Raw genomic sequence first — 21579 nt, 5'->3', positions numbered from 1 at the left:
CTATAATCTTCTCACAAATCCGTAATTCGTAATTCGTAATTCGTAATTTATTTCCATCCTCCACCGAGGTCTTTATAAATATTTACGACCGCGTTGAGTTGTTGTTTCTTCGTTTCTATCAGTTCGAGCTTAGATTCCAGTGCATCCCGCTGCGTCATCAGTACCTCGAAATAGTCGGCCCTGGCTGACTTAAACAGGTCATTGGAAATATCGATTGATTTAGTCAATGCCTCCACCTGCTTTGATTTCAGCGTATAGCTTTTATCAAGATTGCTAATGTTAGACAACTGATTGGATACTTCGAAATAAGCATTCAGAATGGTGCGCTGATAATTATACATGGCTTGCAGTTGTCTCGCGTTCGCATTGCTGAATTCTGCTTTGATAGCATTGCGGTTAATCAACGGCGCCGCCAGATCGCCTGCCAGCGAATAAAGTAGGGAGGCCGGCAACTTCACCAGGTAAGAAGGCTTAAAGGCCTGTAATCCCAGTGCCGCTGAAATACCAAAGGAAGGATAGAACTCCGCCCTGGCTACTTTAACATCCAGTTTGGCCGCTTCCAGGTTAAGTTCTGCCTGTTTGATATCACTACGGTTGGCCAGCAGTTGTGACGGAATACCCGTACGCACTGCTGGTGGCAATGCTTCCAGGAAATTACTTTTATCGCGGGCAATTTCCTGCGGATAGCGACCCAGCAAGAAGTTGATCCTGTTCTCTGTTTCCTTGATGTTCTGCAGGATATCAAATTCCAGGCTTTGTGATTTCAATACTTCTGCCTGAAATTTTTGTACCGCCAACTCCGTCACCCGGGCAGCTTCTTTCTGTACTTTCACCAGCTCCAGCGCGTTTTGCTGCAGCGTAATGTTCTGTTGAACGATGGCGAGTTGATTGTCCAGCGCCAGCAGTTCATAGTAGGAATTCGCTACTTCTGCAATCAGGCTGGTGAGCACAAAGTTTTTACCTTCAATGGTCGATAAATATCGGGTAACAGCCGCCTTTTTAGCGTTGTGTAATTTCTTCCAGATATCGGCTTCCCAGGTAGCATAGGCGCCTATGCTATAGTCCATCAATGGGTCTGGTACTTCTTTGCCGGGTTCAATTTCGGTAGAAGCATCACCAGCACCCTGGCTGGTATACTGGCCTACCTTCTCAACGCCGGCTCCCGCTCTGAGGCCTACGGTGGGAAGAAGCGCCGCTTTCTTTGAGCGGATATCGTTGCGGGCAATTTCCACTTCCTGTAAAGTCGCCTGCAACTCCTGGTTGTTATTCAGCGCTGTATCAATCAGGCTGACCAGATATGGATCTGTAAAGAAATGACGCCATTGTAAGTCCGATATGTTGGCGCTATCCTGGCCATTGCCATAGGATACCGGAACCGCCTTGTTTCCGGCAGATTGCAGGAGCGCAGGCACCTTACAGCTGGCCACTGCCAGGCAGGCGCTCAACAGGCCAATGCCGCTGTGTATCCTGAATTTATACATTGTGATCAATTTCTTCAGTTAATGGATTCTCTTCCTCATTTTTAACAAGTGCATATCTTTCAGCAATCCTGCCGAAGATGTAGTACAGTCCGGGTATCACCAGCACGCCGAAAACCGTTCCGAACAACATCCCGCCTGCCGCAGCAGTACCAATGGTCCGGTTACCAATTTTACCAGGTCCGGTAGCAATGACCAATGGAATCAACCCGGCAATAAAGGCGAAGGAGGTCATCAAAATAGGACGGAACCTCACTTTGGACCCTTCCATAGCTGCTTTCAGCACGGATACGCCCGACCGGTGTTTCTGCACCGCAAACTCTACGATCAACACCGCATTTTTTCCGAGCAAACCAATCAGCATCACCATCGCTACCTGCGCATAGATGTTGTTTTCCAGACCTAATAATTTCAGCAGGAAAAATGCCCCGAAAATACCGGGAGGCAACGACAACACTACCGCCAACGGGAGTATGAAACTTTCATATTGCGCCGCCAGGATAAGGTATACAAAGCCTAAGCAGATCAGGAAGATATAAATGGCCTGGTTACCCTGCGCCACTTCATCTTTTGAGATACCTGCCCAGTCAATACCGTAGCCTCTGGGCAACGTTTTCTGTGCTACTTCATTGATCACTTTAATCGCCTCCCCGCTACTGTAGCCAGGTGCGGCAGATCCACTGATCTCCGACGCATTGTACATGTTATGCCGCGTGATCTCTGAGAGCCCGTACACCTTTTCCATTTTCATGAAAGCAGAGAAGGGCACCATTTCATCCCGCTCATTTTTTACATACAGTTTCAGGATATCTTCCGGCAACGCCCTGTACTGCGGCGATGCCTGTACAATCACCTTGTATTGACGATCGAATTTGATAAAGCTGATTTCATAGTTACTACCTATCAAGGTCGACAGCGTATTCATGGCATTGTCAATGCTCACGCCTTTTTGTTGGGCAAGGTCGTTATCGATGCGCAGCATATACTGCGGGAAGCTGGCGCTATAAAAGGTAAACACAGAGGCCAGTTCGGGACGTTTGTTCAATTCTTTTACAAAATCCCGGCTCACGGTTTCCATCTTTTTATAATCACCGCTCCCTAATTTATCCAGCAAACGCAGCTCAAATCCGCCAGCAGCACCGTAACCGGGTACAGCAGGTGGTTGGAAAAATTCGATAGTAGCGCCGGTAATATCTTTAGATTTTTCTTCCAGCTCTGTGATGATTTCCTGAACAGAATGTTTTCTTTCTTCCCAGCTTTTCAGGTTAATCAAACAGGTACCGGAGTTGGAGCCGGTTCCTTCTGTGAGGATTTCATATCCTGCCAGCGAGGAAACGGATTGTACGCCTTCAATACCCTCTGCAATTTTCTGCAGCTTCTCGGCCACCTGGTTGGTTCTTTCCAGCGAAGATCCGGGAGGCGTCTGAACAATGGCGTAGAACATCCCCTGGTCTTCATTCGGGATAAACCCGGAAGGCACGGTTTTATTCATGAACCAGATGCCGGCGCAGAAAGCCACCAACACTCCCCAGGTCACCATCCTCCGGTTAACGATGGTCCCCAGTATTTGTATGTATTTGTTGGAAGCCCGGTTAAAGTTATTGTTGAAACCATCCAGGAATTTGTCCAGCACATTTTTCTTCTTCGGCTTACCATGATTATTTTTCAGGATCATGGCGCAGAGTGCAGGCGTCAGCGTTAGTGCCACCACACCGGAGAGAATAATAGCGGTTGCCATGGTAATGGAAAACTGCCGGTAGAAGATACCCACGGGGCCCGACATAAACGCTACCGGTACAAATACAGCTGCCATCAAAAATGTGATGGCCACAATAGCGCCGGCAATTTCATGCATGGCTTTCTTCGTAGCTTTGAGGGCCGACAGGTGCTGTTCCTCCATCTTGGCGTGTACGGCTTCAATCACCACAATGGCATCATCCACTACCACCCCGATGGCCAACACCAGGGCAAACAGCGTAATGAGGTTGAGGGTGATACCCAGGAACTGCATGAATACAAACGTACCAATCAATGATACCGGTACGGCCATGGCAGGAATCAGGGTAGAGCGCCAGTCGCCCAGGAAGAGGAATACCACCAAACCTACCAGCACAAAGGCTTCGAGTAAGGTATGTATTACTTTCTCCATAGAGGCATCCAGGAACTTGGATACGTCGTAGCTGATTTCATAGTTCATGCCTTTGGGGAAGGAGCTGGCTTTGATCTCTTTCATCTTGGCCTTGATATCCTTGATCACCTGGCTGGCATTACTACCATAGGATTGTTTGAGTACAATAGCTGCAGAAGGTTTGCCATTCAGGTTGGAATAGATATCGTACATGGAGCTGCCGAATTCTATGTCAGCCACATCTTTCAGGCGAAGGATTTCTCCGTTGGCGCTGGATCTTAATATCACATTTTCATATCCTTCTTTGGTAGTGAACCGGCCCGGATATTTCAACACATATTCAAAGGTCTGTGATCTTTTACCGGAGCTTTCACCGGTCTTACCCGGAGAGGCTTCCAGGCTTTGTTCGCCCAATGATTTCATTACTTCATCCGCGGAGATTTTATAGGCCAGCATGCGGTCTGGTTTTAGCCAGATCCTCATGGCATATTCGCGGTTACCGAGGATATCCGCGAAGCCTACACCGTCTACACGTTTTAGTTCCGGCAGCAGGTTGATGTCGGCGAAGTTGAAGAGGAATTTCTGATCCGCCTGGGGATCATCGCTGTACAGGTTAATGTACATGAGCATGTTGGATTCCTCGCGGGTAATCTTTACCCCTTCGCGTACTACCAGTGGCGGGAGCTTGTTCACCACGGATGCCACCCTGTTTTGTACGTTCAGCGATGCCTGGTTCGGATCGGTGCCGAGGTTGAATACCACCTGTATGGAGGCTTCCCCGTCGTTACCGGCATCGGAGGCAATGTATTTAAGTCCGGGTACCCCGTTGATGGCCCTTTCCAGTGGAATAATCACGGATTTGATCATCAACTCACCGTTGGCGCCGGGGTATTCAGCGGTAACGTTCACTTTAGGCGGCGATATGGACGGAAATTGTGTTACCGGCAACTGGCTGATGGCCAGCAATCCCAGGAACACGATGATGAGCGAGATCACGATGGACAGGACCGGCCGCTGTATAAACTTCTTTAGCATTGTATACGATTAGTAAGAATGAATGACTACTCTGCTTTTAATCGCAGATGAGCAATAACGTCGTCAGGTTTCCGGTAGTCATAGTTGATTTTGTCATCATCTTTGGCTTTCTGAACACCTTCCAGCAGTATCTTATCATTTTCAGTAAGACCACTTTCTACCACATACAAATCCGGCAGCTGGCCGCGGATAGTGATGTTTTTAGAGTGTATCACGTTGTTGTTGCCTACTACGAACACATAGATTTTATCCTGGATTTCGTAGGTAGCTTTCTGCGGAATGACCAGCGCATTTTTAAGTGGAATGGTCATTAATACTTTACCGGTTTCTCCATTTCTCAGCAGCTTCTCCGGGTTGGGGAATTTTGCACGGAAAGCGATGTTACCGGTTTCGCTATTGAATTCGCTTTCTATGGTTTCTACGTCTCCTTTGTAGGGGAGTGGCTGGTTGTTAGCCAAAAGCAGGCTTACTTTATTGTCGCCGCGTCCTTTGGCATTGGTTTGATAGTCGAGGTATTCCGGCTCAGACACGTTGTAATAGGCAAACATCTGGCTGTTGTCGGAAAGGCTGGTCAGCAGCCCGCCTTCGTCGATTACGCTTCCCAGTTTGAACGGAATACGGTCGATGGTGCCATCGAATGGCGCCCTGATTTCGGTGAACGACAGGTGCAGATGGGCCAGCGACATTTCCGCTTTGGCCTGATCCAGCTTGGCTTGCGCCAGGGCCTGCTCGTTTTTGGAAACGATGTTTTTATCAGCCAGGGTTTTGGTATTCTGCAATTCTATTTCAGCAGCACGGGTTTCTGCCTGTGCTTTCGCCAATTCTGCCTCGTATACTTTAGGCATAATCTTAAACAGGAGCTGGCCGGCTTTTACAAACTGGCCTTCGTCTACATAAATGTTTTGCAGATAACCTTTTTCCTGTACACGGATTTCAATGTTCCGGATGGATTTTATCTGTGAAACATATTCACTGGTAAATGAAGTATCAATTTTGAGCGGACTGGTAACGGTATACTTTTCCGCTTCTTCTTTTACTTCTTCTTTTTTTTGTTTACAGCTCAGAAGGGCAAATAAGCCCGCGAACATGACAATTCTATTCATGATATTAAATGGATATTAAGCGATGGTATGCTGGTATGGCACAGGCGCTGGCAGGCGCAAAAGGTTATCAGCAGCCGGGATAGCTCCCAGGCTTAACTGTAGCAGAAAGTATATGACATATACTTCCAATCAGGTTGGCATGATCTCACTTTTGAGTAACCGATGCTAATAACCGGTCAGAGTCGAAGTACCCGTTGTGTAATGTAAATATTAGGAAGATGCCCCAGGAAGTCTGGTGGCGCATTAAAACACTTATGGAGATAACTTAATGTAAACAGTTGGTTGTTTGCCAGGCAAAACCGCGCCAGCAGCCGGTATTTGCGGACAAAAAAGTTGCTGGGGTCCTCTTCTTCTACGTCATCACGCACCAGGATATCATCCATGTCGTCGTCGAGGTCGGGGAGTAATGTACTCATATCCGGCTGACTGCTGTCATCTGATTTTAGCTGTGGCGCCCTTTGAATATTTTCGTTGGTGATACGGCAGAGGTGAAGGTGTTGAGTAGCTGTAAATACGCAGCCATCCCCCTTTAGGAGGAGAAAACATACATACAGAAAAAAGATAACTACTCTCATTAGGGTGCCAAAAGTAATAAAACTTTGATAGCAAAAAAAGAAAATCGATGGATACTATTTGCTACGGACGAGCGTTTGCGGGAGGATTAACAATTATTTAATTGAGCAGAAAGCTGAAGGCAGAAAGCAAAAAGCTATTGTAGCGGGTGAACTAAGCGTATATTATATCCGCAAAAGTCACTCGCTACAATAGCTTTTTGCTTTCTGCTCGCTTTCTTGTATTTTATTTTTCCACCTGGTATCCTTTGGCATTGGCCATCCGTATAATGGACCCGTTAATCGCTGCGCCAAGATCATCTGTGGTGGCTACACTTTTAGAAGCTTCCGCGATAAATTTTTCGCGTTGTTTGGCCAGGGTGGCAATTTCTTTCTGAATATTTACTCTTTCCTGGCTTTTCAATGTAATGATGGCAGACAGCTCTTCGGGTGTTTTATCCTGCAGCTCTTTGGGCAATTCGGATTTGGTCATGTTTTTTAATACGGATTTATCCTGCTCTACCCGGTCTACCAGGTCCCAGCTTTCATTTTTGTAGATGGCTTTTGATTTGCTGACATAACGCTCTGTAGAATTGGCGGAGGAGAGGGACTTTGCATTACTGTCTTGCATCAGCTGGTTACTTTTTTTGGAGGCGCCATGCGCACCATAGGCAATATAGGTTTTGTTGATCCGGTCGTTGCAGGCTTCAATCTGCGCATCATAGGGGGTATTAATGAAGGCTACTTTTCTGTCGGAATCAATATTGAAATACTGCCCGCGGCCTATGTCGGCGCCGTCTTTCCAGAGCTCGCCGATACCGCTTTGTTTATCGCCGCAGTAAATGGTATTCACGAAAATATTTTTATTCACGGCAGTCGCTATGGATTTCTTATAACTGATTTCGCCCTGGTTAAAGGGTTCATTGCCGGCAATATAAATAAGTTTCATATCTGCTTCATCCGTACCCCAGTGCAGCGATTGCAGGGCAGACCGGATCACCGCGCCACAGTATTCAGAACCGCCATTGGTGCGGAGGGAAAAGAGTTTTTCGGAGATGAGATCCAGGTCGGTGGTCAATGGTGTCACCTGGCGGATATAGTCCTGTGCACTTGACAAACCATCATTGCCATATTCATACAATGCAATTTCAATCACCGGCGCTTTGCCTTTGTATCTCAGGGTGGTGAGGGTATTGATAATATTCCAGAGCCGTGATTTGGCCTGGTCTATTAATCCATCCATACTATTAGAAGTATCCAGTAGCAGGGCTACCTGTATATGTGTATTGTCGGCGGCGGAAGGAGAAGCGTAAGGAGAGGCAGAAGGAGGGGAGGAAGGAGCGTCCTGGGGAACAACAACGGGATGAATGGCCGGACCGGGGACCTTTTCCCGTATAGGGTTCCGGGCTTCATAACGCCATAAGGCGAAACCGGATGCCAGCAGTGCGCAGGCGAGTAATGCTGTTTTCATACTGTTTGGTTTAAGATGATGTGGTGAAAATAAACGGTCTTTGCCGGCCCGATGAGCACCACTTGGTGAAACACGGTCCTGAATGGGTGAAATATGCCCCTGCCCATTCGGAAAAAAACTATTTTGCGGAGGAATCTATTACCATGATACGTTACTGTAGTGGCATATTAATCTTGTTCGGCATACTGCTGCTGGCGCCAAAGGTGGACGCACAGGATTATCCGTTAAAAAAGGGGGGCGGTTCCCGCAAGTCAAAAGCGGCGAAGGACCTGCGATTGTCACTTTCCGGCGACGACGGAGAGTTGACAACAGCCGGATTCTATGAGACATTGGCCAAAGAATTGGCGGATCAGCGGGATTATGCCAAAGCAGAAAGCTATCTGCAAAAGGCATTAGATATTTACAACCGGCTGGGTAATAAAGATGCCGCCGCTACCGCCGCGCGTTCGCTGGCAAAAGTGCAGGAAATGCAGAACAAGATTGGATCTGCTATAAAAAGTTATCAGTCGGCCGCAAGTAATACCATTKATAAACGACTGGATACCATCAATACCAACGATGTCAATCGCCTGCAAAATGCCACCAATCCAGGCGCACAGGCCAAATACTCCCAGTCCAATGCCACCATCTTTGAAAGGGAAGGCAAGAAAGAAGAAGCCGTAGATGCCTACAAACAATTGGGGAATAGTCAACTGCTGCAAAACAATTCGGCAGAAGCCATTGCCAGCTTTRAAAAAGCGATCGAGAAAAGTGACAATACCAAAGAGATCAGCGCCATCAGCAAGAAAATTGTCGGCGTATATGTGGCCGATAATAAAGTAGCAGACGCCATCCACTTGAGTGAATCGCTGTTGGAAAAAGCCAAGGAGCAACACAATATAGAATTACAGATAGATCAAACACAGGAGCTGGCCCAGTTATATAGCCAGGATAACCAGCCGGAGAAAGCAGGACCCTTGCTGGAAGCCGCTTACACCCTGGCCTACAACAGCGGTAATACCTCCAAAACAAAAGACTGCTTATTGGCATTGACGCAATACTACCGCGATCAACGCATGGATGGCGTAGCCCTGGCCCGTTACGACAATTTCCTCCACCACCTGGATACCCTTATCAGAACTGATAGCTCACTGGTAGATGCCAGTATCTTTGATATTACGGAAGGAAGGATAAAGGACCTGGAAAAGGAAAAGGCGCTGCAACTGGCGCTCATCCGGAATAAAAATACCCTCAACTACTTCCTGATTGCCTCTGTGTTGGCCATGGCCGTGTTGTTGTTTTTCATTGTCCGCTCCCTGTACGCTATTAAAATCAAGAATAAAAAAATTGCGTTGCAGTCCCTGCGCCGGGAAATGAATCCGCACTTTATTTTCAATAGCCTCAACAGCGTGAATCAATATATTGCGGAAAGCAATGAAGTGGAAGCCAACAAGTATCTGACATCTTACTCCGGCCTGATGCGCAACGTCATGGAGCATTCCAGCAAAGATTTTGTATCACTGTCCATAGAAATAGCACAGCTGAAAAATTACCTGGAACTGGAGCACCTGCGGTTTAGTGATAAATTTATTTATGAGATGGACATCGACGACACCCTGGATACAGATGCGGTCATGATCCCCCATATGCTCATACAGCCACATCTCGAAAATGCGGTGTGGCATGGCCTTCGCTATAAAGCCACCAAAGGCTTGCTGCAGGTGACTTTTGAGAAACAAGGGCCGCTGTTGCAGGTGATCATCACGGATAACGGTATCGGGCTAACGGAGAGCCAGAAGCTGAAAACAGTGCACCAGAAAGCGTATCAGTCGAGGGGGATCACCAATACCCGGGAACGGATTCAATTACTCAACGATATCTACCATCTCCACATCCGGCTGGAGATGAATGAAATTACCGGCAACGGTGCTACCGGCACCAGAATCGTACTGCAACTTCCCTTAATGGATAGTCATGATGTTAACAGAAAAAATCAGGTCAGTTATCGTTGAAGATGAAGCCGCCGCCATGGCTGCTTTGCAGAACTACCTGCTGAAATTTTGCCCGCAGGTAACCATTGTGGGCACCGCGCAAAATAGCCGGGAAGCCATTGCCCTGATACAGGAGCTGCAGCCACAGCTGGTTTTCCTGGATGTGGAAATGCCTTTCGGGAATGCCTTTGATGTATTGGAAGGATGCCAGGACCTTACCTTTGAAACCATTTTTGTTACGGCCTTTTCCGAATATTCATTGAAGGCACTGAATCAGAGTGCAGCTTATTATTTACTGAAACCGGTCAGCATTGAGGAGTTGATACTTGCGGTGAACAAGGTACAGCAACAGCTACAGCAGCAGCAGTGGCTGAACCGGAACCGTATCATCATGGAAAATGCCCGCGAAAATAATCCGGGGATGCAGCAGGTGATTTTACCTACCCTGGATGGATTTGATGTGGTGAAGATGGGGGAAATAGTTCGCCTCAAAGGAAACGGCAATTTTACAGACGTCTACCTGACGAATGGTAGTAAAAAAATGGTTTGCCGTTTTCTCAAACATTTTGCAGAGATGTTACCCCTCCCGTTTGTGCGGGTACACAAATCACATATCATTAATATCCATTTTGTACAGTCCTACCACAAGGGCGCCGGCGGCTATGTCAGCCTGAACGACGGCACCGCTGTGGAAGTATCTCCGGCGTATAAAGATAACCTGTTGAAGGCCTTTCAATAGCCGCGCATTAGTGATCAGTCGTGGTACGACTATCATACATCATCTTTCCATTACGAATGGTATATACTACGTCGGAAAAATGACGGACATCCGCATGGGGATCGGCTTTCAGTACTACCAGGTCGGCGTCCATGCCTTTGGCAATGCGGCCGCTGTGGGATGCCTGTCCAAATCTTCGTGCAGGCGCAGTCGTTAGTGCGGTCAGTATCTGATCAAAACTCAGTCCTGCTTCGGACAACAAGGTAAACTCATCTACGGTGCTATAGTCTGGTACATAGCCTACATCGGTGCCAAACAGTATTTCACCACCGGCCTTGGCATAAGCGCCCACTTGTTGCAGCGCTGTCGTCATTAACGGATTGGTAGCCGCCTCAATTTTGTTTCTTTCCAGCTCAAATTTGAAAAGCTTTAAAGTGGGAATCACCGCGATGTGATGTTGTTGTAACAGCTTTATCTCCGCTGCCTCCCAGGGGCGGTAGCCATCCGGAGAAGGATGCGCCAGGATGTCGACACCACCTTCAACGGCCATAGTGACACCGGTATCCGCAGTAGGATGCGCAAAAACCGGTTTGTGAAATTGATGAGCGGTGGCACTGGCCGCCTTCAGTATTTCCAATGGCATCGGAACGGTTTGGTGTGCATGCGGAGACGCTGACCATACTTTGATCCCATCTGCACCAGCCTTAATCTGTTGGGTGACATACGTCACCGCGGCTGCAGGAGTAGTGATTTCAGGAAGCTTCAATGGTTCGATGTAAAATGGATTTCCATTTGGGGGTACAAAGGGTACGCCTACCGTAAGCATCGCCGGACCATTCACCTCACCTTTGTTGATTCTTGCTTTCAATGCCAGCAGGTTAGGATAGTCCAGCGCCGCCAGGTCAAATACATGGGTAAAACCGCGACTGTTCACCATGTCATTGAGCTGCCGGTTCAACTGTTCCACTGGCAGGCTGTCGGCATGACTCCATTTCGGCTCCATGAAATGCACGTGGCAGTTCCAGAAGCCGGCCATCAACACCATTCCTTTGCAATCCAGCACGGTGGCGGCGGCCGGTATCTTTGTTTGTTGCCTGTTGCCAACGGCAGTGATTTTCCCGTTTTCAATCACGACTACGCCATCCGTAATGGGCCTGACTCCGGGAGCTGTATAGATGGTGGCTCCTGTTAGTGCCAGCCGGCCGGTATTACGTGTTTGGGCATAAAAAGTAAGAGGAAGGAGCAATAGCGCAAGTAATAGCTTTTTCATCGGATAATAATTATAAACAAAAACCAGTGATTTTTTAAGATGATGACTAAGATACAACTAACCGGTGTGGTATAACCAATGTTGTGATGGTTTGTTATGTGGTAGCTATAAAACATCCGGAATCTATGACAAAAAACGCGTGGCAGAATGCGCGATAAATATTAGCTTTATCTACCGAAATTTTTAAACCCAGGTCAGCAGCTATGAAAACAGATATCGTCATCAAACCTATGCGTATCCACATTCCGGAAGAAGACATCATCGATTTGCATTACCGCCTGCGTCATACCCGTTGGGTATCACCTATGGAAGATGCAACCTGGGAAGATGGTACCAGTGGGGAATATCTGCGTGATCTGGCGGCATATTGGCTGTCAGGTTATCAATGGCGGGAAAGGGAAGCCAAGCTGAATCAATTCGATCATTATCAGGCTACAATAGACGATACACAACTGCATTTTATTCATGCCAAAGGAGAGGGGCCCAATCCCATTCCGTTACTGCTGATGCAGGGATGGCCAGGTAGTTTTGTGCAGCTGTTACCGCTGATTCCATTACTGACGGCCGCCGGCACCGATGGCACGCCTTCTTTTGATGTGGTGGCGATGTCTATGCCCGGCTATCCTTTTAGTTCCGTTCCCCGTAAGCACGGCATGAACTTTAAACGAATAGCAGATCTCATCGTTCCGCTAATGACAGAAGGCCTCGGGTATGAGCGCTTTGCCTGTCGTGGTTCAGACCAGGGCGGCTTAGTACAACAGCAAATGGGGCTTCACTATCCGGAACGCATCATCGGATTACATCGTTCAGGAATAATGCCTTTCATGTCGCCGATGCCTACGGATCTTAGCGAAGCAGAAATAGCCTATCAGCAACAGGTGGCTGCCTGGGCGCCCAACGAAACCTTGTACGCACGCATACAAGCGCTGCGCCCGGAAACGCTCACACCCGCACTGGCCGATTCTCCCATCGGCCTGGCCAGCTGGTTTATTGAGAAATTCCAGCGCTGGGGCCATGGTGGCGAACAAATAGATGAACACTTTGGCCGGGATGCACTGCTCGACAATATATCCCTGCATTGGTTCACCGGCGCCGGTGCCACTGCGATCCGGTCGTACAGAGAGGCGGTGCTGGGAACTGTACTGGAGCCCGGCAAGCCCCCGCGCGTATCCGTTCCCACCGCCATTATGATGCCTTTACACGATGGTGTAACGGTGCCGGCCCCACGAGAATGGGCAGAGCGTACTTACAACGTACAACGCTGGAACATCATGGAACAGGGCGGTCATTTCCCCGAATGGGAAGTACCCGGCGTAATTGCGGAAGATGTAAGACAGTTTTTTGGAGACCTCCGCAATGGCAGCATCACCGGGTGATATTTGTAAATCATACGATACCGTTAATATGAAGCAGGAGGATTTGTTGCTTAACAACTTGGCCCGGCATATTCATCTCGAGCAAACAGAGATCGACTTTTTCTTTTCGCTGCTAACCCAAAAAACGCTGAAGAAGAAAGCATTCCTGTTGCAGGAGGGAGACGTATGCAAAACGGAGAATTTCATTCTCAGCGGCTGCATTCGTATGTACACCATTGATGATAGTGGCCAGGAACATATTGTGATGTTTGGTGTGGAAGGCTGGTGKACCAGCGACTTGTTTAGTTTCTTTACCGGCACTCCTTCAGAGTATTATATCGACGCCCTCGAAGACACAGTGCTGTTGCAGATTTCAAAGGAAGACCTGGAACGCTTGTATGAAAAAGTGCCAAAGTTTGAGCGCTTTTTCAGGATACTGTTGCAGAATGCCTTCATTGCGCAACAGCGACGTATCAATCAAAACCTGTCCTATACTGCAGAACAACGCTACCTTGATTTTATACAGAAATATCCGCAACTGGAACAACGGATCTCTCAGAAGCAGGTAGCCGCGTATTTGGGTTTCACTCCCGTATTTTTAAGTATGCTCCGCAAAAAATTAAGCCAGCCCTGATTTCTTCAACTACTTTAATTTTTCTGATTTTTCTGCCCCGTTACTTTGTACCATCAAATAAAGGCAGATAAATGAAAAAGAACATCTTCGCAACAAACAACGACTGGACAGGCCTCATCATACGGCTCACATTAGGACTGATACTATTCCCTCATGGCGCCCAAAAAATGCTGGGTTGGTTCGGCGGCCCCGGCTTTGCCGGAGAAATGGGCTTCTTTACCGGAACCCTCCATCTACCCTGGATAGTCGCCTTCACCGTAATATTCATTGAATTTTTCGGCGCCATCGCCCTGATCGTGGGATTTGCTTCCCGGCTTTGGTCGGTAGCCATTATAGGGCTGTTCATCGGAATTATTTTTGTGGCCCATGCAGAAAATGGCTTCTTTATGAACTGGTTCGGCACCCAGAAAGGAGAAGGCTACGAATATCACCTGTTGTTCATCGGCCTGGCCGTTGCCGTGGTAGTAAATGGAAGCGGTAAATATGCCCTGGATAATATCATCTGGAAGCGCCCGGTGGTGAATCCTTCGGTGTTAGCCCTGGGGGCAGTACTGTTGTTGCTTTGTACCGCTTGTGGTAATACCACCGCTACTACTGCCGCAGTTGACAACACGGTGGAAACACACAACAAACAGCTGGTAGAGCGCTATTTTAATGAGGTATGGAACAAAGGAAATGTGGACGTGTTAGACAGCTTGTTAAGCCCGGACTATATCAATCATACGCCCTCTACACCTAATCCGCCTAAAGGTGCTGCAGGCTTGAAACCTATTGTTAATGCAATCCGGAAAGGCTTTCCGGATTTGCATTACGCCATCCAGGATATGGTGGTAACTCCCAACAGGGTGGTAGCCAGGGTCATCATGACCGGCACGCAAACGGATACCCTGTTTGGTACGCCGCCCACCGGCAAACCGGTGAGCGTGAATCAAATTAATATGGAAGAAATTGTAGACGGAAAAATTGCTGAACACTGGCGGGTAACCGATGAATTGACCATGATGAAACAACTGGGCGTAATAAAATAATACGCCCTATTTTTTATCTTCTTCATCTGGATCTTCTGTTTCCTCCAGCTTGTTATCACTACCGCGGCGCAGTTTTACCTGTGGATTGTTTTGGGTACCGGTAACGTTAAAGGGTATACCAAAAATACCAAATGGTGGCAGCCCCAGTCGTCCCTTCAGGTTTAGCTTGCCATCCAGACTTACTTGTCCTTCAAAGCGTGGCCGGAAGCCGGCGATGCGCATTTTAGTTCTGCTGATGGTGAGGATGTTATTGTTAATCTCCGACTTGATATTCACTTCAGAAAGATCCGGATCTTTCATGTCACCTTTTCCTGTACTGCTGCTCACCGCATTGAATAGCTTGAAGCCCTTCAGTTTTATTTTTTTGATAGATAATACCCCACCACCTTTCAGCGACGGATATACGGGATTCATGTTCTCATCCAGTTTTCCACTCAGGTGATAATCCAGTCCAACTACGCCACTGGCATAGGAAGCGGAGGACGCCATGTCGTGGAAAATTTTTATTTCGTTGTAGGCGCGTTTGATATCAAATTCTTTTGCGGTGATATGGTAGTCGAAGGAAGCCCGCTTTGGCTGCAGACTTACATAGGTGGCATCCATTTCTACCGGTGCGCCAATAATGGTAAACCCGGTCTGGTTCAGCTTCAGCCGGCTGCTGTCTACCACCAGTTGTCCGTGGAAATTACTGACGTCTATTCCTTTGAAGCGAATTTTATCTGCTGCAGCATTGAGCGTAAGCGATAAATTGGAAGGGATGATCACCACGCCCGAAGAGGCAGGGGCGGCCGGGCTGTTGTTAGGCACGCCATTCACCATCATTTCATCCACCAGTATATATCCGCTTTTCAGGTCAAAAGAACCGCGCAGCGGCTGATCTTTCGTAGTGGCATAGCCGATTACATTGCTGAGGTATCCGTTCAGGTTAATCAGTGATTTGCCATAGGTGGCATTGAACTGATCAAACCACATTTTGTCCTGATCGAAACGGAAAACACCGTTGTTAATCACGAATGGTAATGGCAGCTGGGCGGCAGTCAGGGCAACGTTTTTGACCACCATGGTGCCGCTGTTATTGAGTCTGTTGTATCTGCCGGCGAGGGCGTCGCCCTGGGTACCCTGAAGCGACAGGTTTGTTTTGATAAATCCTTTCAGGTCGTATCCTTTGATCGCAAATACCTGGTAAATGCGTCCCAGATCTATTACCCCGTTGGAGGTGATATTATATCGCAGGTTATCGAAATTATTCAGATCGGCTTTCAGCACAAATGGTTGCCCTTCAAATTCAAAGGAAACAGGCTTCAGGTCTACCTTTAGCGACTGCATCGTACCAGTGGTATTGGTAACGGAAGCGTCTATATTAATTTTCTCCAGCGGATGCGGATAATATTTCGTTTGTACGGCACCGTTATTCATGGTGAGTTGTCCGGTAGTAACGGGGAAGAGTCGTTTCGCGGGCAGATAAGTGCCTTTGGTGACTACGTTGATGGCCAGATCGCCGGTCATATCAAGACTGTCGATCGGGTACACTTTTTTCAGGTCGCTCATGTGCAGCACGGATTCCAGTTTGGCGTCGATGAGCGGCTGCTGGGCATTCGATAACTGGAAATAGCCCCTGATATAGTTACTCAGCATGGTGGCATTGAGGTCGTTGATGCTGAAATAAGTGTGTGTATACTGGCCATCCGGACAGGAGGCTTTGGCGTTAAAGCTGATGTCTTTTACCCCTTCCGGCATGGATGCAAATTTAAGGTACCCGTTGCGGAGGGTGGCGGCAAAATCAAACACAGGAATGCTGCTGATCACGGTATCCGGGCGATGTTGCAAGCCTTTATACACCACAGTTTTGGCATACCGTCCATTCGCCAGTAGGTGTGCCTGGAGGCGCCCTTTCAGATCAATGGTTTTCAGTCCTACAGTTTGGTTCCATTTTTCCAGGTCTATATCGGTATTCATTTTAGCATAAATATCCGGTGTAGCCAGGCCTTTCAGGCGTACTACCGCGCTGAAATAGTCTTTATCAAGATTAAAGAAGATAGAATCCACATTCACATAGAGGCTATCGGTATTCAGGTGTGCGAGTGTAGATTGAAAGTTGAGGAACAGGTTTTTTACCGGCGCCGGTGCTTTATCGTGGGTGATGGTACCGTTTCTGACTTTCATGTTGAAGGTAAGATCCGGCATGGTATTGTTTTCTGCGAGATATTCCCCGATCAGTGTCGCATTTACATCGGCGGTGCCGGTGATATTCATATGCTCGGTCCACTTGGCGTATTCCGGTGGCAGGGCGCCAAAAATGGCGTGCAGCTCGGATTCCATGGAGCTGAGGCGGAAGTCCATTTTATACCCGTTTTTAAGGAAGCCGAATTCTCCTTTGAAACGTACCGGAAGCTCGTTGATCTTTAAATCATTCTTTTCAAAGATGAAGTCGAGCGAGTTGGTATTGATTTTAGTGATCAGTTCTCCATTCAGTTTCTTCGATAAAATATACTGGGTATTGGCGTAATTGATATCGAAAGAACCGATGCTGATCTTAGAATACAGGTCAAACACGGCTTTACTGAGATCTCCTTTTCCGAGGTAGTTCACTTCTTTGGCCCGGAGGTACATGGGGAGCGACTGATCATTATAAATAATGTTACAATGTTCCAGTTGTATGCGTGCAATTTGCATAGAGGCGCTGCCGCTGTCGGATTTATTGGAAGTGGTGGTATCAGATGATTTGTAGACGTTATAGTTCGGGTGACCGGCGGTATCTACCAGCACATGTATATTTCCTTTGGTCAGGTATATTTCATCAATATTAATAGAGCTGGAAAAAACGCTGGATAAGTTAATGCCCAATGCTACTTCGTTGGCGGATATCAGCGTATCGGCCTGAAAGGGGGCCGCGCCTTTCAAACTAAAATCGTATAAGGTTAAGGTGAGGGAGGGAAAGTGATTAAAGAAGGAAAGCCTCGCTTTCGAAAAGTTAAGGTCCCCTGTGATACTGCTGTTGGTCCAGGTTTTTATTTTATTGGAGATGGTGGTGGGAAAAAGTATCGGCAATAAAAATAATAACAGGATGATAGCAGCAAGCGATATGGAAACTATTTTTAATACTTTAAGGATAAGTCCTTTCATATTTGTCTGGCGCATGGAGTAATGAACGTATGTTTTTTTACTATCTCACTATATATAAAAAATATATTTATAAGCTTATCTGGCTTACTTATGAGAGGAAATTATTATGTCTGAAAAATAAATGATGACCCTGCTGCGAAGGTACTTATAATTAAAATAGGATGTACGGGGTTAAGTATTTACAGGACGTATTCGCCATATAGGCGTTGCCGTTATCCGGAGTGGGAGATGATATTTTACAATTTGGTAACGTTAGTAATTATCGGAATAGATTTACGGTGAGGTTTATTTCAAATGCTCCGCTGGTGTAATTACTAAGTCCGGCGGTCTGGGAATTATAAATCAGCTGTAAGCCGGCTATAGAGCGGTAGTTGGCGCCTACACCGGCGCTAAAGCTCTGGGAGGAGTGATACATTCCAAAGGCATTCAGTTGATTATTGAGAAAGCAAAAGTTGGCGCCGGCGTCTATGATATTGTCATATCCCTTAATACCGCGGAAGCATACTTTCGGTTCAATAGACGACAGCTGGCTGCCGGTATTGAATTTATATCCTGCAGCGGCAAAGAACACAGAGCGGTCTATGCCCAGGTCGGCCGAATTATTTTTTACCAGGCTTACCAGGTTGGGTAGGGCCGCTTGTACGGTGAGTCCCCTGAAGGTATAGGCCATTCCAAAATCTGCTTCGAAATAATTATCGCGCCGGTTATACGCATTGATATCGGGGTCCGTGATATCGCCATTGACATCTTTGGTATTCAGTCGCCGGGCAATAAAAGCGGCCGACAAACCGAAGTGCAGCACACTGGCGCCGGTTAAACTCAATGGTAAATGGTAGGCGTAACTGAAAGCCACTTTCGTATTGTTAAGCAGGCCCGCTTTATCATTGAATATATTCATGCCGATACCTACTCTTTTAAATAGTTGATAGTCGGCCGTAAGCGCCTTGGTTTCCGGCGCTCCATTGATACCAGACCACTGATGACGATAGGCGAGATTTACATGCAGTCCCGTATCAATGCCTGCCATGGCAGGGTTAGCGAGATAGGGATTCTGAAAATATTGTGCGGCCAGTGGTTCTGCCAGCATCTCCGGGTTACCTACACTTTGTGCAGCGGCAGAGAAGTTGCTGAGTGCAAATGCACTCAGCAACAAAATGTATTGGATGTACTGCTTCATAATCATTACTTAATTTTCATGGTGGATGATGGTGATAAATCCTTTGAATTGGGGTTTATTATCACCCAGCGTGATGATATAGTAATAGGTGCCCTCCGCCAGTGGATGACCATTTACCATTCCATTCCAGTTGTTCGTATAGCCACGTTTCTCATAAACCATCCGTCCCGCACGATCATATATTTTCACTTCGTTCTGCGGATACATATCGATATTTTTCACTACCCACAGGTCGTTTTTACCATCGCCGTTAGGCGTGAGTATATTGGTCGCTTCCAGTTTGAAATCTTCGTTGACGGTGATGGTAATTGCTTTGGTAACGCTGCAGTTGAACACACTCGAAATAATCACCTGGTAAGTGGTGGTTACCGCCGGACGGGCTACCGGCGCTGCAATACCCGGATCATTCAATCCCGCAGCCGGCGACCAGGCATAGCTGTTACCACCAGATGCCGTCAGTATAATACTTTCACCTTTGCTGATGGTAGTATTGCCGCTCACCGTGATATTACCATCCGGTAACGGATGTACGGTAACGGTTATTGGCGCAGATAGCATACTAAAGTTGTTACTGTAGATTGCTTTCACCGTATAAATGCCACTTTCAGTGATAGTCAGTGAGCTGCTGTTAGCACCTGCTATCTTCACATTATTATTATACCATTCATATCCTGGCGCGGCGCTGGCCTGCAGGGTTACACTATTGCCTTCGCAGAAGGTGGTACTGCCACCCGCTGTAATAACCGGTGCAGTAAAGGCTGTTACGGTGACTGTTTGCGTAATCGTTGTTGCCGGATCATAGTTATTGTTACCTGCCTGCGCGGCGCTGATATGTACTGTACCGGCATTACCTACATGTGCGGTTTGGCCATTGACACTGATCACAGTGGCATTGTCGCTGCTAAAGGTTATTGGTAATCCGGAGCTGCTGGTTGCTATCAGTGTAAAGTCAGGATCTCCCTGGTTCTTACTGCCAATCGCCGTGAAGGTGATTTGCTGGCTGGCACGGGTGATTGTAAGCTGACCATTCGTATACGTGAGGAGGTAGTCGTTGCTGCTGAAACCTCCCGGTGTAATGATGTACGTACCGGTATTGATAGCGCCCTGGGAACTGCCGCTATACACCAGTGTACCGCCTAATTTCGCCGCATTATCACTACCCACAAATCCGCTATAGCTTACACCGTTACCGCCCGTATAGGCGTTACCGGTATAGGTGCGGGTGTCATTGCTGGCTTTTATCGTTAACGCTGCTTTGTTGACGGTGAAGCTTTGTGTAACAGAGGTAGCAGGTGCATAAGCGCCGTTGCCACCCTGATTGGCAGATATCATCACCGTACCGGCGCCGGTAAGGGTTACCGTATTGCCGCTGATAATAGCTGGTCCGCTGACTACATGGTAGGTCACCGGTAAACCGCTGCTACTGCTGGCATTGAGCGTAAATGGTGCATCCCCGTATGTTTTGGCGGCAATAGCAGGGAAGGTGATGGTTTGTGTCGCCAGATCCACTTTCAATAAACCATCTCCCACTACAAAATGATAGTTGGTAGCGCTCAGCGTACCAGCAGTAATTGTAATTGGATAGTTACCTGCCGGGCTGCTGGTATTGGCGGTCGTATTCAACACCGGTGAGCCACTTACCACACTGTTGTTATCGCCATTCACAAATCCGCTGATGATATAAGTAAGCGGAGGATTATTAGCGCCGGCTGGTCTTTCTTTATTATCCGCTTTTACGGTCAGGGCAGCTGTGGCTATAGCGAAAGGAACATTCACCGGTGTAGCTGCGCTGTAATTGGCGTTGCCGGCCTGTGTAGCGGTAACAGTGACGTTGCCTGCACCGGTGATCGTCAGCATATTGCCACTAACGGTAGCCGGTCCGGAAGCAACCGTGAAGCTCACCGGTAAACCGCTGCTGCTGGTAGCATTTAATGCGAACGGTGCATCACCATATGTTTTTCCGGAGATAGGATTAAAGTTGATGGTTTGCGTAGCTCGGGTCACCGTCAGCGAACCATTTACAACACTGAAAATATAATTAGCGGCGCTCAGGTTGCCAGCCGTAACTGTAATGGGATAAGTACCCGGCGTACTGTTGATATCCGCCAGGGTGCTGATATTGGCGGCGCCATTGACTACACTGTTGTTATCTCCATTCACAAACCCGGTAATGGTATAGGTCAATGCCGGATTAGGCTGCAGATATACTTTGGAGACATTGTTTGCCTTCACCGTGAGCACCGCTTTATTGACTGTGAAGCTTTGTGTGACAGGTGCGGCAGGAAGATAGTTGCTATTGCCTGCCTGGTTGGCGGCAATAGTTACAGTACCCACACCGGTAATGGCTACCATATTACCACTAATGGTAGCGGGGCCGCTGACCACATGATAGCTCACCGGCAAACCGCTGCTGCTGCTGGCGTTGAGCGCAAATGGTGCGTTGCCATATGTTTTGGTGCTAATCGCCGGGAAGTTGATGATTTGTGTAGCGGGTCCTATTGTCAACGTACCATTCACCAGTAGGAAGTGGTAGTTGGT

The 21579-nt window shown here is 47.6% G+C and carries 14 protein-coding genes; 5 read left to right on the top strand and 9 right to left on the bottom strand.

What is annotated here, in order from left to right:
• Positions 1 to 47 precede the first annotated feature (47 nt).
• The 5 genes from AC1DFM_RS24140 to AC1DFM_RS24120 form a co-directional block, all read right to left on the bottom strand.
• Positions 48 to 1481 carry a TolC family protein gene (locus AC1DFM_RS24140; protein WP_477079332.1) on the bottom strand — a complete coding sequence of 478 codons (1434 nt, stop codon included), beginning with the start codon at positions 1479 to 1481 and terminating at the stop codon, positions 48 to 50.
• Positions 1474 to 4641 carry an efflux RND transporter permease subunit gene (locus AC1DFM_RS24135; RefSeq protein ID WP_477079331.1) on the bottom strand — a complete coding sequence of 1056 codons (3168 nt, stop codon included), beginning with the start codon at positions 4639 to 4641 and terminating at the stop codon, positions 1474 to 1476. Before AC1DFM_RS24135 ends, AC1DFM_RS24140 begins: the two co-directional genes overlap by 8 nt.
• A 26-nt stretch (positions 4642 to 4667) precedes the next feature.
• Positions 4668 to 5744: an efflux RND transporter periplasmic adaptor subunit gene (locus AC1DFM_RS24130; protein WP_477079330.1), complete on the bottom strand. Its 1077-nt coding sequence runs from the start codon at positions 5742 to 5744 to the stop codon at positions 4668 to 4670.
• Between the two features lie 176 nt (positions 5745 to 5920).
• The gene (locus AC1DFM_RS24125) at positions 5921 to 6319 is read right to left on the bottom strand and encodes a hypothetical protein (protein ID WP_477079329.1); all 399 of its coding nucleotides are present in this window, start codon (positions 6317 to 6319) and stop codon (positions 5921 to 5923) included.
• 223 nt (positions 6320 to 6542) lie between these two features.
• Positions 6543 to 7766, bottom strand: coding sequence for a vWA domain-containing protein (locus AC1DFM_RS24120; protein WP_477079328.1), 1224 nt, complete (start codon positions 7764 to 7766; stop codon positions 6543 to 6545).
• 143 nt (positions 7767 to 7909) lie between these two features.
• Here AC1DFM_RS24120 and AC1DFM_RS24115 point away from each other — a divergent pair, with 143 nt between their 5' ends.
• Entirely contained in the window at positions 7910 to 9757 is a 1848-nt protein-coding gene (locus tag AC1DFM_RS24115; RefSeq protein ID WP_477079327.1) for a tetratricopeptide repeat-containing sensor histidine kinase, read from the top strand.
• The gene (locus tag AC1DFM_RS24110; RefSeq protein ID WP_477079326.1) at positions 9720 to 10475 is read left to right on the top strand and encodes a LytR/AlgR family response regulator transcription factor; all 756 of its coding nucleotides are present in this window, start codon (positions 9720 to 9722) and stop codon (positions 10473 to 10475) included. The genes AC1DFM_RS24115 and AC1DFM_RS24110 overlap by 38 nt, the downstream gene beginning before the upstream one ends.
• Before the next feature lie 7 nt (positions 10476 to 10482).
• Here AC1DFM_RS24110 and AC1DFM_RS24105 read toward each other — a convergent pair whose 3' ends face one another.
• On the bottom strand, positions 10483 to 11724 hold the full coding sequence (locus AC1DFM_RS24105) for an amidohydrolase family protein (protein ID WP_477079325.1): 1242 nt from the start codon (positions 11722 to 11724) through the stop codon (positions 10483 to 10485).
• 203 nt (positions 11725 to 11927) lie between these two features.
• Here AC1DFM_RS24105 and AC1DFM_RS24100 point away from each other — a divergent pair, with 203 nt between their 5' ends.
• The 3 genes from AC1DFM_RS24100 (at position 11928) to AC1DFM_RS24090 (ending at position 14741) form a co-directional block, all read left to right on the top strand.
• Positions 11928 to 13100, top strand: coding sequence for an epoxide hydrolase family protein (locus tag AC1DFM_RS24100; protein ID WP_477079324.1), 1173 nt, complete (start codon positions 11928 to 11930; stop codon positions 13098 to 13100).
• A gap of 28 nt (positions 13101 to 13128) precedes the next feature.
• Entirely contained in the window at positions 13129 to 13713 is a 585-nt protein-coding gene (locus AC1DFM_RS24095) for a Crp/Fnr family transcriptional regulator (RefSeq protein ID WP_477079323.1), read from the top strand.
• A 71-nt stretch (positions 13714 to 13784) separates the two neighbouring features.
• Positions 13785 to 14741 (top strand): ester cyclase, encoded by a 957-nt coding sequence (locus AC1DFM_RS24090; RefSeq protein WP_477079322.1) that lies wholly within the window; start codon positions 13785 to 13787, stop codon positions 14739 to 14741.
• A 6-nt stretch (positions 14742 to 14747) separates the two neighbouring features.
• Here AC1DFM_RS24090 and AC1DFM_RS24085 read toward each other — a convergent pair whose 3' ends face one another.
• The 3 genes from AC1DFM_RS24085 to AC1DFM_RS24075 all read right to left on the bottom strand — a co-directional run.
• Positions 14748 to 17879, bottom strand: a complete 3132-nt coding sequence (locus tag AC1DFM_RS24085; RefSeq protein WP_477079321.1) for an AsmA family protein — start codon at positions 17877 to 17879, stop codon at positions 14748 to 14750.
• Positions 17880 to 18123: 244 nt separating this feature from the next.
• On the bottom strand, positions 18124 to 19041 hold the full coding sequence (locus tag AC1DFM_RS24080; RefSeq protein ID WP_477079320.1) for a PorP/SprF family type IX secretion system membrane protein: 918 nt from the start codon (positions 19039 to 19041) through the stop codon (positions 18124 to 18126).
• A 9-nt stretch (positions 19042 to 19050) separates the two neighbouring features.
• Positions 19051 to 21579, bottom strand: a 2529-nt coding sequence (locus AC1DFM_RS24075) for an MBG domain-containing protein (protein WP_477079319.1), incomplete at its 5' end; no start/stop codon positions are given.

The organism is Chitinophaga sp. 05T412, from assembly GCF_056396465.1.
This window is presented reverse-complemented; position numbering and strand designations above follow the sequence as displayed.

Bases quoted from the DNA above. Each gene is read 5' to 3' on its own strand.
- AC1DFM_RS24105 (WP_477079325.1), bottom strand. From the start codon at position 11,724: ATGAAAAAGCTATTACTTGCGCTATTGCTCCTTCCTCTTACTTTTTAT.
- AC1DFM_RS24135 (WP_477079331.1), bottom strand. From the start codon at position 4,641: ATGCTAAAGAAGTTTATACAGCGGCCGGTCCTGTCCATCGTGATCTCG.
- AC1DFM_RS24100 (WP_477079324.1), top strand. From the start codon at position 11,928: ATGAAAACAGATATCGTCATCAAACCTATGCGTATCCACATTCCGGAA.
- AC1DFM_RS24080 (WP_477079320.1), bottom strand. From the start codon at position 19,041: ATGAAGCAGTACATCCAATACATTTTGTTGCTGAGTGCATTTGCACTC.
- AC1DFM_RS24090 (WP_477079322.1), top strand. From the start codon at position 13,785: ATGAAAAAGAACATCTTCGCAACAAACAACGACTGGACAGGCCTCATC.
- AC1DFM_RS24125 (WP_477079329.1), bottom strand. From the start codon at position 6,319: ATGAGAGTAGTTATCTTTTTTCTGTATGTATGTTTTCTCCTCCTAAAG.
- AC1DFM_RS24120 (WP_477079328.1), bottom strand. From the start codon at position 7,766: ATGAAAACAGCATTACTCGCCTGCGCACTGCTGGCATCCGGTTTCGCC.
- AC1DFM_RS24110 (WP_477079326.1), top strand. From the start codon at position 9,720: ATGATGTTAACAGAAAAAATCAGGTCAGTTATCGTTGAAGATGAAGCC.
- AC1DFM_RS24140 (WP_477079332.1), bottom strand. From the start codon at position 1,481: ATGTATAAATTCAGGATACACAGCGGCATTGGCCTGTTGAGCGCCTGC.
- AC1DFM_RS24130 (WP_477079330.1), bottom strand. From the start codon at position 5,744: ATGAATAGAATTGTCATGTTCGCGGGCTTATTTGCCCTTCTGAGCTGT.
- AC1DFM_RS24085 (WP_477079321.1), bottom strand. From the start codon at position 17,879: ATGCGCCAGACAAATATGAAAGGACTTATCCTTAAAGTATTAAAAATA.